Origin of the sequence: Micromonospora sp. DT228, from assembly GCF_049841595.1 — a bacterium.
Taxonomy (GTDB): Bacteria; Actinomycetota; Actinomycetes; order Mycobacteriales; family Micromonosporaceae; genus Micromonospora.
In genome coordinates this window covers 211,240-224,451 of the sequence record NZ_JBNCKO010000008.1, presented here as the reverse complement: position 1 = coordinate 224,451, position 13,212 = coordinate 211,240, and the positions used below count along the sequence as shown (strand labels likewise).

The window sequence follows — 13,212 nt, the reverse complement described above, 5'->3', positions numbered from 1 at the left end:
GCCGCCTCAGGCGCTCTCGCCCTCCGGAGCGCGCTTGGCGCGGCTGGGCTGCACCCGCTTGGGCTCGCCGGGCATCTTCGGGTGGTCCGGCGGGTACGGCAGGTCGCCCTGGCCGGCGGCGGCGTCGCGGTCGGCCCACTCCAGCAGCGGCGTGATGTCCCACGGTGCGTCGTCGATGCCGGCGTGCGGGTCGCCGCGCTCGGCGAGCCGGGCCGGCACGGTGCGCAGGTCGAAGTCGTCCGGGTCGGCGTCGGGCAGCTCGTCCCAGGTGACCGGGGTGGAGACGGTGGCCCGCGCGTTGGCCCGCAGCGAGTACGCGCAGGCGATCGTCCGGTCTCGGGCCATCTGGTTGAAGTCGACGAAGACCCGGGTGCCGCGCTCCTCCTTCCACCAGGCGGTGGTGACCAGGTCGGGGTTGCGGCGCTCCACCTCCCGGGCCAGCGCGATGGTGGCCCGGCGCACCTCGGTGAACGTCCACCGGGGTTGGATGCGCAGGTAGACGTGCACGCCCCGACCGCCGGAGGTCTTCGGCCAGCCGGGCACGCCCAGCTCGTCGAGGAGCGTGCGGACCTCCGCGGCGGCCCGGGCCGCGTCGGCGAAGTCGGTGCCGGGCTGCGGATCGAGGTCGATGCGCAGCTCGTCGGGTCGGTCGGCGTCGGCGGCGCGCACCGGCCAGGGGTGGAAGACGATGGTGCCCATCTGCGCCGCCCAGGCCACGTGCGCCAGGTCGGCCGGGCACAGCTCCGCCGCGCTGCGACCGCTGGGGAAGGTGATCTGCGCGGTCGTCACCCAGGGCGGCACCCCCCGGGTGGGCACCCGCTTCTGGAAGAACGCCTCACCCTCGACGCCCTCGGGGAAGCGCTGCAGCGTGGTGGGCCGCTCGCGCAGGGCGCGCATGATCCCGTCGCCCACCGCGAGGTAGTAGTGGAAGACGTCCGCCTTGGTGAAGCCCCGCTGGGGGAAGATCACCCGATCGGGACTGCTCAGCCGTACGGTGTGCCCGGCCACCTCGACCTCGGTGACCGCTGCCTTGGTGCCCGCCATCTCGCGACCTTATGCCACACCCCCGACGTTCGACGTACCGTTGACGGGTGAGTCTTGACGACAACGAGCTGCCCCGCACCGACGACGAGTGGCGGGTCCGGTTGACCCCCGAGGAGTTCCACGTCCTGCGGGAGGCCGGCACCGAACGCCCGTGGGTCGGCGAGTACGTGGACACGAAGACCCAGGGGGTCTACCACTGCCGCGCCTGCGGGCTGGAGCTGTTCTCCAGCGACACGAAGTTCGACTCGCACTGCGGGTGGCCGAGCTTCGACGACGCCATCCCGGGCCGGGTCAAGGAGATCGAGGACCGCAGTCTCGGCATGGCGCGCACCGAGATCCGCTGCGCCCGCTGCGACAGTCACCTCGGGCACGTCTTCCACGGCGAGGGCTTCACCCCGAAGGACACCCGGCACTGCGTCAACTCGATCTCGGTCCGGCTGGAACCTCGCTGACCTGAGCTGTCCGGGCGCGGCCGGTGCGTGCTCACGGCGTACCCCCGAGCAGCCCGACCTCGGCGGTCCGGGACTGCTCGATCCGCCGGGCCAGGTCGCGGACCTGCTCGTTTCGGCCGACGCCGACCTGGGCTCGGGCCAGGTCGGCCGCCGCACGCTGGTGCTCGGCGAGCACCTCGCGCAGTGCCCGGTCGACGTCCGCGTCGGGCGCGGTCCGCAGCCGGTCGAGCGCGGCGGCGTCGCCGTGCCCTTCGTGCTGGTGCGCGCCCGCGCTGGCGCCCGGCCCGGCCGTGGGTAACCAACCGCGCATCGCGGACAGCTCGTCGGCCTCGGTCGCCTCGATGGCGGCCGCCAGGGTGCGCAGCGCGTCGTCGCGCACCCGGTCCCGGGCCAGCGCGACGATCTGCAGGGTGCGTTCGCTGTGCCCGACCATCGTGGTCAGGAAGACCACGTCGATCCCGCTCATCGCGTCCCCGGCGACCGCGGACCCCGCGCCCCCGGATCCGGGCGACGCCGTCCCGACCGGGGACGCGGGGGCCGGTTGCGGCACGACCGGCGTGCTCGACGTGGGCGACCCGCCGCAGGCCGCGGTGAGCAGCAGCGCGGCGGCAATTGACACCAGACGGGTACGACGGGGCATGCCGGGTGCTCCGTTCACTCGGGGAGGGCGACACGGGTGCGGCCACCGGCCGCACCCGTGGGGTCAGACCTGTTGCCAGAGCGCGGGTACGTTCGGCGGCTCCCAGCCGGGAATCGCCGTGTGCGCCTGCCGGCAGCGGTACGTCCGTCCGCCGTAGGTGACCTGGTCACCGACCTGGTACGCCCGGCCCGCCGTCCAACTGCCGCCCGGGGCGGGCGTCGTGGTCGGCGAGGCGGTCGGGGTGGCGGTCGGGGTGGGCCGTGGGGTGGGTGAGGCGCTCGGCGTGGGGCTCGGGTTCGACCCACCGCCGATCTGCACGTCGACGCAGGAGTAGAAGGCGTTCGCGGTGTCGGAGATGTTCCACACCGCGAGGATCTTCTGCCGTCCGGAGAAGCCGCCGAGGTTGACGGTGTGCGAGACCGTCGCGCCCGGCTGCTGGTTGTTGCCGTTGACCACGCCGACCCGGGTGTTGCCGATCCAGTATTCCCAGTTGCTGGTGGCGTGGCGGGCGGTGTTCACCCAGGTGAAGGTCAGCGAGCTGCCGACCGAGGTGGCCGGCCAGCCCCGGCTGTCGTCGTTGAGGACGGCGAACTGGGAGATGCCGGCGTTGCAGCTGCGCAGGCCCTTGGGCCCCTCGACGCTCTGCGGCTCGTACCTGATCTGCCCGCAGTCGGGCACCCGGCCCTGCGCGCAGAGCGCCTGCCGACTGGGCGGGGCGGAGACGTAGCCGTGCGCCTGCGCGGGGACGGCGACGGTGAGGGTGGCGGCGACAGCACCGGCCGCCACCAGCGGGATGGTGATTCTTCGACGCATCGGGGCGGCTCCTTCTCCGGGGTCCGGTGGGGTGCCCCCAACATAATTTAAACATTGTTAACAGTAAAGACTCCGATCGATAAATCCATCGATGGTGACGACTCTGCTGGCGGAGCAGGACGACCCTGCCGTCAGAGGCGGAGCAGGCTGCCCCGGTCGTCGACCTGGTCGGCCGACTCGTCGTCCAACCAGACGCCACCGGCGGCGAGGTAGCGGAACACGTACTCCCCCGGCGGGAGCCGCACGGTGACCGTCCGCAGGCCGTCACGGCGGATCACCAACTCGTGTCGACCCGGCTCCCAGTCGTTGAAGGAGCCGACGACGCTCACCGGGCCGGGCGGGGAGTCCCGGGGCAGGCAGAAGGTCACCCGGGTCTGGCTGCCGAAGAGCTTGTTGCGCTTGATCACTGTGACCCTCCGGGGGTTGCGGCAGTTCACCTGGCACAACGGACAACACGCCGGAGCCGACACGCCGCCCCAGGTGGCGGTAGAGAGGCCATTTCGGTCCACGCGCGCCCAAGCTTCCGGCATTCTGGGACGAAACGGCGCAATGAGGGAGCTTGACCATGGCCACGTGCGAGGTCTGCGGCAACGACTACTGGATGGCGTTCGAGGTGCACACCGTCAGCGGCGACGTGCACACCTTCGACTCGTTCGAATGCGCGATCCACCGGATGGCCCCGATCTGCGAGCACTGCCAGGTCAAGATCGTCGGGCATGGCGTCGAGGTCAACGGCCGCTTCTTCTGCTGCGGACACTGCGCCCGCGCGGTCGAGGGCGCCGAGGGCGCCGAGATCCGCGACGCCGTCGGCGCACGCCCGGCCTGACCACCCGCCCGGCCTGACCACCCGCCCGGCCTGACCACCCGCCCGCGCGATCGCGCCGGCCGGCCGATAGGCCGCGCCCGATCCCACGATCCTGCGGTACGGTCGTCGCCATGCGGCCGCTGCTGTGCGTTCTTCCCCCGCCGCGCTCCTGAACGGAGCGCCGCACCTGCCGACCGGGTGACCGACCCGGCTCGGCCCCCTGCCGTACGCGCTCCGTCGACGTCGTCCCCGTCAACGGCTCACCCTTCGGAGCGCCCCCGTGTCCCTCTCCCGTACCGTGCCGCCGGCCGCCCCGGCCACGGCCACCAGTCCGGCCCGCACCGGCCTGATCCAGATCACCGTCACCGGCGTGCTGTGGGGCACCACAGGCGTGGCGGTGCAACTCCTGCGCGACAGCACCGGGCTCAGCCCGGTCAGCATCGGGTTCCATCGCCTCGCGATCGCCGCTCTCGTCCTGCTGGCGTGCACCGCCGGTCGGCTCGGCACGCTCTGGTCCGCGGTGCGCGCGGCACCCGCACCGCTGCTGCTCACCGGCGTCGGCCTCGGCCTCTACCAGGCGCTCTACTTCGCCGCGGTGGCGTGGGCCGGCGTCAGCGTCGCCACAGTGGTCAGCCTGGGCCTGGCCCCGGTGCTCGCCGCGACCTGGGAGTCGGTACGCGCCCGCCGGCTCCCCGGCCCGCTGCGCCTCGCCACGCTCGTCGCGGCGGTGGTCGGTCTCGCCCTGATCACCGGGGCGACGGCGGACCCGACCGCCGCGGTGCCCGCGCCGCTGCTCGGCCTGCTCGCGGCGGCCGGCTCCGGCCTCGGGTACGCGGTGACCACCCTGATCAGCCGGCAGGTGTCCCAGCACGTCGCACCGATGACGCTGACCACCATCTCCACCGTGATCGGAGCGCTGACCCTGGCCCCGTTCGCCGTGGTCGCCGGGATCGGCGTGCCGGTCCGCCCGGACACCGTGGCACTGCTGCTGCACCTCGGCGTGATCACCACGGCGGTGGCGTACGCGCTGTTCTACGCCGGGCTGCGCACCACCCCGGGCAGTGTCGCCGCCGTGGTGACCCTGCTCGAACCGCTCACCGCGGCGGCGCTGGCGGTGGCGCTGCTGCACGAGCCGTTGCCGCTCCCGGTCGTCGGTGGCGGCGTCCTGCTGCTCACCGCCGTGGCCGCCACCTACCTGGCACCTCGACCGGGCGTCCCCTGAGGCGGCCTACCATCGTCGGATGTCCTCGCAGACCACCGAGATCCGGACGGCGTCCTTCGCCGACCTGAACGCCCGCACCTTCCACGACCTGCTCAAGCTGCGCATCGACGTGTTCGTGGTGGAACAGAACTGCCCCTACCCGGAACTCGACGGGCGCGACGTCGAGCCGGGCACCCGCCACCTCTGGCTGACCGACGGTGGCGCGCCGCTTGCGTACCTGCGAATCCTGGCCGATCCGGACGGCGCCGCCCGGATCGGTCGGGTGGTGGTCGCCCCGGAGGCGCGCGGCGGCGGGCACGCCGGCCGGCTGATGAGCGCGGCGCTGGAGGTGGTCGGCAACCGGCCCTGCGTGCTGGACGCCCAGTCGCACCTGGTCACGTTCTACAGCCGGCGCGGTTTCGCGGTATGCGGCCCGGAGTACGTCGAGGACGGCATCCCGCACACCCCGATGCGACGTGATGTCATTGACGACTGACGATCGGGCTGGCATGGTTCCGAGTAGAGCCGTCGCGGGAGCCAGCGAATAGGCGCGGGAGTGGGCAACTCCCGCCGATCCGGGTGTCGTCGTCCGACCTCATCCCCCCGGGGGCTCCATGTCCACTCTCACCCGATCACGACGCGTGCTCTGGTTGTTAGCCATCGTGGCGACCAGCACGCTCCTGTTGACGACCGCTCTGAACACCATGCGGGCAGAGCCCGCCTCCGCGCACGGATCGGTCGTCGACCCGGCCTCGCGCAACTACAGCTGTTGGCAACGGTGGGGGGCCGAGTTCCAGAACCCCCGGATGGCCACCGAAGACCCGATGTGCTGGCAGGCCTGGCAGGCCGACCCGCAGGCCATGTGGAACTGGAACGGCCTGTTCCGCGAGGGCGTGGGCGGCAACCACCAGGCCGCCGTCCCCAACGGCCAGCTGTGCAGCGGCGGTCGCACCCAGAATGGTCGCTACAACGCGCTGGACACCATCGGCGCGTGGAAGACCACGGCGGTGTCGAACAACTTCCGGCTCCGCTTCTTCGACGGGGCCAGTCACGGCGCCGACTACATCCGGGTGTACGTGACCAAGCAGGGCTTCGACGCGCTCACCGAGCCGCTCGGCTGGGACGACCTGGAGTTGGCCGGTCAGATCGGCAACACCCCGGCCTCCCAGTGGAACCCGGACACCGGCGGCGTCTCCATCCAGATCCCGGTCAACGCGCCCGGGCGCACCGGACGGCACATGGTCTACACCGTCTGGCAGGCCAGCCACTTCGACCAGTCGTACTACCTGTGCAGCGACGTCACCTTCGGCGGCGGCACGAGCACCCCGCCGCCGACCACGCCCCCGCCGACGACCCCGCCGCCCACCACGCCCCCGCCGACCACGCCTCCGCCCACCACCCCGCCGCCGAGCACCCCGCCGCCGGCCGGGGCCTGCACGGCGACGTACCAGGTCACCGGCCAGTGGTCCGGCGGCTTCCAGGCCGAGGTGAAGGTGAGCGCGGGCGGCTCGCCCACCCGTGGCTGGTCGGTGAGTTGGAACTACAACAACGGCCAGCGGGTCACCTCGTCGTGGAACGCGACGGTCAGCACCAACGGCTCGCTGGTCACCGCACGCAACGCCGACCACAACGGCACCCTCGCCGCCGGCGCGAGCACCACGTTCGGTTTCCTCGGCTCGTGGAACGGCAGCAACCCGGTTCCGCTGGTCTCCTGCACGTCGACCAGTTGACCTCCGACCGGTGCCGCACCCGGGCGGGGGTGCGGCACCGGCCGGCGGTGAGGGCCTGTGTCAAAGTCCTCGGTCGAGCCGAGGCGGAGTCCAGACGGCGGTCCGGCAAGGCGGCCGGTCGTCGTCTGGCCCCGCCGCAGGCCGGCCAGTGGCTTTGACGCAGGCCCTAATCCGGTGGTGCCCGGCGGCCCGTCCTGGCACCATCTCCCGCATGATCGAGATCCGGGTGCTCGCCCCCGATGACTGGCCCACCTGGCGCGACCTGCGGCTGGCCGCCCTCACCGAGGCGCCGGAAGCGTTCGGCTCCCGGCTCGCCGACTGGCAGGGCGACGGCGACCGCGAACAGCGCTGGCGCGACCGGCTGAGCATTCCCGGCGCACACGACGTGGTGGCCGTCCTGGACCGGCGCCCGGTCGGGATGGCCAGCGGCGTACCCACGGCGGACCCGCTGGTGCTGGAGCTGATCTCGATGTGGGTGCACCCCGACGCCCGGGGCAGGGGTGTCGGCGACCGCCTGGTGGACGAGGTCGCGTGCTGGGCCCGCCAGCACGGTGCCGACCGGCTGCGGCTCAGCGTCATGCCGGACAACGCGGCGGCGAAGGCCCTCTACCGCCGCGCCGGCTTCCAGCTGACCACCCTGACCTCCGACGGCGAACAACTCATGCTCCGCCCCCTCTAACCCAAACCCAAACCCACCCGTCCCCCGCGATCTTGCACTTTCTGTCGCCTTATTGCGGCTTATGCCCTTTTCGTCGGGGCAGAAAGTGCAAGATCGCGGCGTGACCGGGCGGGGGTCAGACCAGGCAGTTGACGATCTCGGCGACCGAACGGCGACGGCCCGTGTAGAACGGGACCTCCTCGCGGACGTGCCGGCGGGCGCCGGAGGCGCGCAGGTCCCGCATCAGGTCGACGATCCGGTGCAGTTCGTCGGCCTCGAAGGCGAGCATCCACTCGTAGTCACCCAACGCGAACGAGGCCACCGTGTTGGCGCGGACGTCCGGGTAGCCGCGGGCCATCTTGCCGTGCTCGGCGAGCATCTCGCGCCGCTCGGCGTCGGGCAGCAGGTACCACTCGTAGGACCGGATGAACGGGTACACGCAGATGTAGGGGCGGGCCTCCTCGCCGGCAAGGAACGCCGGGATGTGGCTCTTGTTGAACTCGGCCGGCCGGTGCAGCGCCATCTGCGACCAGACCGGGGTCAGCGACCGCCCCAGCGTGGTGCGGCGGAACCGCAGGTACGCGTCCTGGAGCGCGTCGGGGGACGCGGAGTGCCACCAGATCATCACGTCCGCGTCGGCGCGCAGACCGGCGACGTCGTACACGCCGCGGACCACCACGTCCTTGCCGGCCAGCTCGTCGAAGAGGGCCACGACCTCACCTGTGACGTTGTCCCGCAGCGACGGCAGCGGGGCGCTGGCCCGGAACACCGACCACATGGTGTAGCGGATGCTGTCGTTCAGCTCCCGCAGGCGGGCCGCGTTTGTCTGCTCGGTCATCTCGCCGATCCTCCCAGTGCTGTGATGATCTCGTCGGCCGCCGTCTCGCCGGAGCGGACGCAGACCGGGATGCCGACGCCGTCGTAACCGGCGCCGGCGAGGACCACTGTGGGGTACGCGGCCCGCAGCGCCGCGCGCGCGGCGGCGACCCGGTCGGCGTGCCCCGGGGCGTACTGCGGCAGCGCGCCGCCCCACCGCTGCACGTGCCCGTCGACCGGGGCGGGCAACGGGGTGCCGAGCACCGCCGAGAGCTCTCGATGCACGGTGGTCGCCAGGTCCACGTCGGGGCGCTGAAGGTGCGCCTCCTCGCCGTACCGGCCCACCGACGCGCGCACCAACGCCAGGCCGTCCGGCCGGCGCAGGTGCCCCCACTTGGTGGTGAAGAAGGTGGCCGCCTTGATCAGCAGACCCTCGGTGCTCGGCACCAGGAAGCCGGACAACTCAGGCAGGCGCGGTTGCGGCAGCGCCAGCGTGACAAGCGCGACGCTCGCGTAGTCCAGCTCGCCGACACCCTTCGCGACCGCCGGGGCCGGGCCCGCGAGCAGCCGGGCCGCCGGTCGCGCCGGCACCGCAAGCACCACGGCGTCCACGTCGACGAACGCCGGGTCGCGGGTCGGGCCGACGGTGAGCCGCCAACCCGTGTCGGTAGGTGTCACCTCGCGGACGGCGGCGTCCCGCCGTACCGTCGCGCCGCTGGCAGTCACGGCGGCCTCGACCAGGGTGCGCAACCCACCGGCCAGCGTGCCGAAGACCGGAGCACCGGGGGCACGCGGCGCGGCGGCCTGCGCGGCCCGGACCGCGCCGACGAGGGTGTGCTCCACCCGGGCCGTACGGGCCAGCGCCGGCATCGTCGTGACCAGGGAGAGATCGTCGGCGCGGCCCGCGTACACGCCACCCAGCATCGGGTCGACCAGCCGCTCGACCACCTCGTCGCCGAAGCGGGAACGGACCAGCGCGCCCACCGAGACGTCCGCGTCCGGCCCGACCAGGGGCCGCCCGTCGTCGGTGTCGGCGTCCGCCGCCGGGCGGGCGACCGAGGTCACCCGGTCCAGATCCCCCGGTACGCCCACAAGCGTGCCGCCCGGGATGGGGCGCAGCCCACCGTCGATGACGAGCGCGGCCTGCCCCACCGTCGGGTGCACGATCTTCTCGGCCAACCCGAGCCGTCGGATCAGGGCCACCGCGGCGGACTCCGCCCCGGTCGGGTCACGCATCAGGAACGACTCGGCCCCGAACTCCACCGGCTGACCAGCCAGCTCCCCCGTACGCAGCTTGCCGCCCAGTGCGCCGGACTGCTCGTACACCCTGATCTCGGTGCCGGCCGGTGCGTGGTCGCGCAGGCGGACCGCGGCGGCCAGCCCGGCGATACCGCCGCCGACCACCGCCACCCGCCAGGGTTGCCGCATCACGGGTCAGCCCTGGTCGGCCCGGCGGTGGGAAAGCTCGTGCACGAGCGCGACCACCCGGGTCAACACCTCCGGGTCGGTCTCCGGCAGCACACCGTGCCCGAGGTTGAACACGTGCCCCGGGGCCGCCCGGCCCTGCTCCAGGATGCGACGCACCTCGGCCTCCACCACCGGCCACGGCGCGAACAGCAGGCACGGGTCCAGGTTGCCCTGCACCGCCTTGTCCGGGCCGATCCGGTGGGTGGCCACGTCCAGCGGGGTACGCCAGTCGACGCCGACCACGTCCGCGCCGGCCTCGCCCATCGCGCCGAGCAGCTCGGCGGTGCCCACCCCGAAGTGGATCCGCGGCACCCCGGCGTCAGCCAGCCCGCTCAGCACCGCGGTCGAGTGCGGCAGCACGTACCGGCGGTAGTCGGCCTCGGACAGCGCGCCCGCCCACGAGTCGAACAACTGCACGGCGGACACGCCCGCCTCGATCTGCACCCGCAGGAAGGCGAGCGTCACCTCGGACAGCCGACCGCAGAGCGCGTGCCACAGCTCCGGGTTGCCGTACATCAGGGCCTTGGTCTTCGCGTGGGTCCGCGACGGCCCGCCCTCGACCAGGTAGCTGGCCAGGGTGAACGGCGCGCCGGCGAAACCGATGAGCGGGGTGTCGCCCAGCTCGACGACCAACTGCCGGACGGCCTCGTCCACGTACGGGACGTCGTCACGGGTGATCGGGCGGATCCGCTCGACGTCGGCGAGGGTGCGGACCGGCTCGGCGACCACCGGGCCGGTGCCCGGCACGATGTCCAGATCGACACCGGCCGCCGCGACCGGCACCACGATGTCGCTGAACAGGATCGCCGCGTCCACGCCGTGCCGGCGCACCGGCTGGAGCGTGATCTCGGTGACCAACTCGGGGCGACGGCAGGACTCCAGCATCGGCACGGTCGCCCGGATCTCCCGGTATTCCGGCAGCGAGCGGCCGGCCTGGCGCATGAACCAGACCGGGGTGTGCGGGCCGGACCGTCGCCAGCAGGCCCTGACGAAGGGCGAGTCGGCCGGTCCGCCGGGGCGGGGTTCTCCGTCTCGGGCGACAGTGCCCGTGGTGTCCGTGGTCATCGCCGCAATCGTGCCACGCCCACGACCCCCACCCCACCTGGGGTGAAAGGAAGAGCGACTTCGGAAGGCCCCCCGGCGGCGCACGGGTGTCGGCGCGCCGTCGAAGCCGGGGGCCGACGGCGGCATAGGCTGCCGACATGGCCCCCCCGATCGCGCTCCCGGAGACGTTCGCCCGCGCGGTCGCCGGGCTGCGATCGGCGACTCCCCGGCCGGAGATCACGCTGGAGGAGGTCGGCGCCCCCCAGCGGTTGGCTCCGTACGCGTTCGCGCTCTCCGCGACCGTGCTGCGCGACGCCGACGAGGTCGCGACCGGCCGACTGATCCTGCTGCACAACCCGGTCGGCCACGAGGCGTGGCAGGGCACCCTGCGGTTGGTCACCTACGTGACCGCCGAGTTGGAGGTCGACCTGGCCGCCGACCCGCTGCTACCCGGGGTCGGCTGGACGTGGCTGACCGACGCGTTGGACGCCCAGGATGCCGGCCACCGGGCGATCGGCGGCACGGTGACGCAGACCATGTCGACCCGCTTCGGCGACCTCGCCGGCCCACCGACCGTCGGCGACATCGAGATCCGCGCCTCCTGGACGCCGATCGACGACGACCTGACCCCACACCTGCTCGGCTGGTGCGCACTGCTCGCCTCCACCGCCGGCCTCCCCCCACCCGGCGTAACCGCCCTCTCCGACCGCCGCCCCGCCGGCGCAGCCTGACCCCCACCCCACCCGCACTCTCCCGCGCCCGCCCCCGCTCTCTCCCGCGCCGCGCCCGCCCCCTCCCGCGTCGATCGTGGAGTTGTGGTGGGCGAAATGCTGCCGTGTACGGCATTTGTGAGGCACCGCGAGTCCATGATCGACGGGGTGTGGGTGGTAGCCCGAGACATCTCGTGGACACCTGACCGACACTCGCCGGACCGGCTGCACCCGCCGGATCATCGCGCGCACTAGGGTTGGCAGGTGACCGACGAACCACCCCTGCGCCGTCGGCCCGCCGAGGAACTCCCGGGAAACGCACCCCAGCACCCGCCGTCGGCCCAGCCGAAGCCGGCGGGCGACGGGGTGGACCCGACCGACGGTGGGCCCGTTCCGCTGATCGCCCCGCGTGACGGCACGCCCGACCCGGTGGCCGCTCCGGCCGCGCTGGCCGAGGTCGTGGCCCGCTTCGCGGCGGGCAGCGGCCCCGTCGCCCTGGACGCCGAACGCGCCTCCGGCTACCGCTACAGCCAGCGCGCGTACCTGGTGCAACTGCGCCGGGCCGGTGCGGGCACGGCGCTCATCGACCCGCTGCCACTGCCGGACCTCAGCGCGCTGGACGCGGCGATCGGGGATGCCGAGTGGGTGCTCCACGCGGCCAGCCAGGATCTGCCCTGCCTGGCCGAGGTGGGGCTGCGCCCGCGCCGGTTGTTCGACACAGAGTTGGCGGCCCGGCTGGCGGGGTTCGAGCGGGTCGGGCTAGCCGCGCTGACCGAGCAGCTGCTCGGGTTCACCCTGGAGAAGCACCACTCGGCGGCCGACTGGTCGAGCCGGCCGCTGCCCGAGTCGTGGCTGACGTACGCGGCCCTCGACGTGGAGCTGCTCACCGACCTGCGTGACGCGCTCGACGCGGAGCTGACCCGACAGGGCAAGTCGGCCTGGGCCGCGGAGGAGTTCGCCGCGCTGGTCCGCACCGGGGCGCGCCCGCCGCGGGTCCGGGCGGAGCCCTGGCGGCGCACCTCCGGCATCCACCGGCTGCGCGGGGCGCGGGCCCAGGCCCGCGTCCGCTCGATGTGGTACGCCCGGGACCAGATCGCTTCCCGGCGGGACGCCGCTCCCGGTCGGGTGTTGCCCGACTCGGCGATCATCGCCGCCGCCGAGTTGGACCCGCAGGACGAGAAGGCCCTGCTGACCCTGCCCGGTTTCGGCGGCCGGTCGGTCCGTCGGCTGGCCCGCACCTGGCTGGCCGCTCTCGACGACGCCCGGCAGTTGCCGGACGACTCGTTGCCGGTCTCCCCGACCGTGGAGGGCCCGCCCCCGCCGCACCGGTGGGCCGAACGCGATCCGGTGGCGGCTGGCCGGCTGGCCCGGTGCCGGGAGGTGGTGGTCCGCATCGCCGGTGAGCACAACCTGCCGCCGGAAAACCTGATCACCCCGGATTCGGTGCGCCGGCTGGCCTGGACGCCACCGGAAGAGCTCACCGAGGACACCGTCGCGGAGACGCTGCGCGGCCTCAACGCCCGCGAGTGGCAGATCGGGCTCCTCACCACCGACCTAACCGAAGCCCTAACCCCCACCCCCTAACTCGAACCCCACCCCACCCCCACCCCCCGTGGTTGATCATGAGGTTATCGCCACCGCCACCGGCGTGTCGTGACGACAACTCCATGATCAACGAAGGTCGGACTGGTCCGGTGGGGGCGGGGGTCAGGGAGGCGGGGGTGAGGGAGGCGGGGTGGGTGTGGGGTGGGCCACAGGGGGACCTGGGGGCCGGGTTGGTTACTGGCGAGTAGCATTCGGGGGAACGTGCCCGTGTCGGCGACCCCTGTCCG

15 protein-coding genes are annotated in these 13,212 nt (G+C 73.1%); 8 read left to right on the top strand and 7 right to left on the bottom strand.

What is annotated here, in order from left to right:
• Positions 1-6 precede the first annotated feature (6 nt).
• Positions 7-1,044 carry a non-homologous end-joining DNA ligase gene (gene ligD, locus ACLQ29_RS18465; protein WP_425772747.1) on the bottom strand — a complete coding sequence of 346 codons (1,038 nt, stop codon included), beginning with the start codon at positions 1,042-1,044 and terminating at the stop codon, positions 7-9.
• A gap of 47 nt (positions 1,045-1,091) precedes the next feature.
• On the opposite strand from ligD, the gene msrB reads away from it, so the two are divergent.
• Positions 1,092-1,496: a peptide-methionine (R)-S-oxide reductase MsrB gene (gene msrB, locus ACLQ29_RS18460; protein ID WP_357247712.1), complete on the top strand. Its 405-nt coding sequence runs from the start codon at positions 1,092-1,094 to the stop codon at positions 1,494-1,496.
• Between the two features lie 31 nt (positions 1,497-1,527).
• Here the strand turns inward: msrB and ACLQ29_RS18455 are convergent, their stop codons facing one another.
• The 3 genes from ACLQ29_RS18455 to ACLQ29_RS18445 all read right to left on the bottom strand — a co-directional run bounded on the left by ACLQ29_RS18455 (position 1,528) and on the right by ACLQ29_RS18445 (position 3,356).
• A complete protein-coding gene (locus ACLQ29_RS18455; RefSeq protein ID WP_425772746.1) occupies positions 1,528-2,136 on the bottom strand; it encodes a DUF305 domain-containing protein in 609 nt (202 codons plus the stop codon).
• A 63-nt stretch (positions 2,137-2,199) separates the two neighbouring features.
• A complete protein-coding gene (locus tag ACLQ29_RS18450) occupies positions 2,200-2,949 on the bottom strand; it encodes a lytic polysaccharide monooxygenase (protein ID WP_425772745.1) in 750 nt (249 codons plus the stop codon).
• A gap of 131 nt (positions 2,950-3,080) precedes the next feature.
• Entirely contained in the window at positions 3,081-3,356 is a 276-nt protein-coding gene (locus tag ACLQ29_RS18445) for an isoamylase early set domain-containing protein (protein WP_425772744.1), read from the bottom strand.
• 158 nt (positions 3,357-3,514) lie between these two features.
• Between ACLQ29_RS18445 and ACLQ29_RS18440 the strand changes: the two genes are divergently transcribed.
• From ACLQ29_RS18440 to ACLQ29_RS18420, 5 genes are all read left to right on the top strand, one after another.
• Positions 3,515-3,775 (top strand): Prokaryotic metallothionein, encoded by a 261-nt coding sequence (locus ACLQ29_RS18440; RefSeq protein ID WP_355051720.1) that lies wholly within the window; start codon positions 3,515-3,517, stop codon positions 3,773-3,775.
• A gap of 259 nt (positions 3,776-4,034) precedes the next feature.
• The gene (locus ACLQ29_RS18435) at positions 4,035-4,976 is read left to right on the top strand and encodes a DMT family transporter (RefSeq protein WP_425772743.1); all 942 of its coding nucleotides are present in this window, start codon (positions 4,035-4,037) and stop codon (positions 4,974-4,976) included.
• Positions 4,977-4,995: 19 nt separating this feature from the next.
• Positions 4,996-5,451, top strand: coding sequence for a GNAT family N-acetyltransferase (locus tag ACLQ29_RS18430; protein WP_425772742.1), 456 nt, complete (start codon positions 4,996-4,998; stop codon positions 5,449-5,451).
• Positions 5,452-5,569: 118 nt separating this feature from the next.
• Positions 5,570-6,685, top strand: a complete 1,116-nt coding sequence (locus ACLQ29_RS18425; protein ID WP_425772741.1) for a lytic polysaccharide monooxygenase auxiliary activity family 9 protein — start codon at positions 5,570-5,572, stop codon at positions 6,683-6,685.
• Positions 6,686-6,896: 211 nt separating this feature from the next.
• The gene (locus tag ACLQ29_RS18420; protein WP_425772740.1) at positions 6,897-7,364 is read left to right on the top strand and encodes a GNAT family N-acetyltransferase; all 468 of its coding nucleotides are present in this window, start codon (positions 6,897-6,899) and stop codon (positions 7,362-7,364) included.
• Positions 7,365-7,479: 115 nt separating this feature from the next.
• Here ACLQ29_RS18420 and hemQ read toward each other — a convergent pair whose 3' ends face one another.
• Genes hemQ through hemE form a run of 3 tightly spaced genes read right to left on the bottom strand, consistent with a single transcriptional unit; the run spans position 7,480 to position 10,691 of the window.
• Complete coding sequence (hemQ, locus tag ACLQ29_RS18415) at positions 7,480-8,181, bottom strand: hydrogen peroxide-dependent heme synthase (protein ID WP_425772739.1); 702 nt, start codon at positions 8,179-8,181, stop codon at positions 7,480-7,482.
• Positions 8,178-9,587 (bottom strand): protoporphyrinogen oxidase, encoded by a 1,410-nt coding sequence (gene hemG, locus ACLQ29_RS18410; protein ID WP_425772738.1) that lies wholly within the window; start codon positions 9,585-9,587, stop codon positions 8,178-8,180. Before hemG ends, hemQ begins: the two co-directional genes overlap by 4 nt.
• Before the next feature lie 6 nt (positions 9,588-9,593).
• Complete coding sequence (gene hemE, locus ACLQ29_RS18405) at positions 9,594-10,691, bottom strand: uroporphyrinogen decarboxylase (protein WP_425772737.1); 1,098 nt, start codon at positions 10,689-10,691, stop codon at positions 9,594-9,596.
• 137 nt (positions 10,692-10,828) lie between these two features.
• Here hemE and ACLQ29_RS18400 point away from each other — a divergent pair, with 137 nt between their 5' ends.
• Positions 10,829-11,401, top strand: a complete 573-nt coding sequence (locus ACLQ29_RS18400) for a DUF3000 domain-containing protein (RefSeq protein ID WP_425772736.1) — start codon at positions 10,829-10,831, stop codon at positions 11,399-11,401.
• Positions 11,402-11,644: 243 nt separating this feature from the next.
• The gene (locus ACLQ29_RS18395) at positions 11,645-12,964 is read left to right on the top strand and encodes a ribonuclease D (RefSeq protein ID WP_425772735.1); all 1,320 of its coding nucleotides are present in this window, start codon (positions 11,645-11,647) and stop codon (positions 12,962-12,964) included.
• The last annotated feature ends 248 nt before the right edge of the window (positions 12,965-13,212 follow it).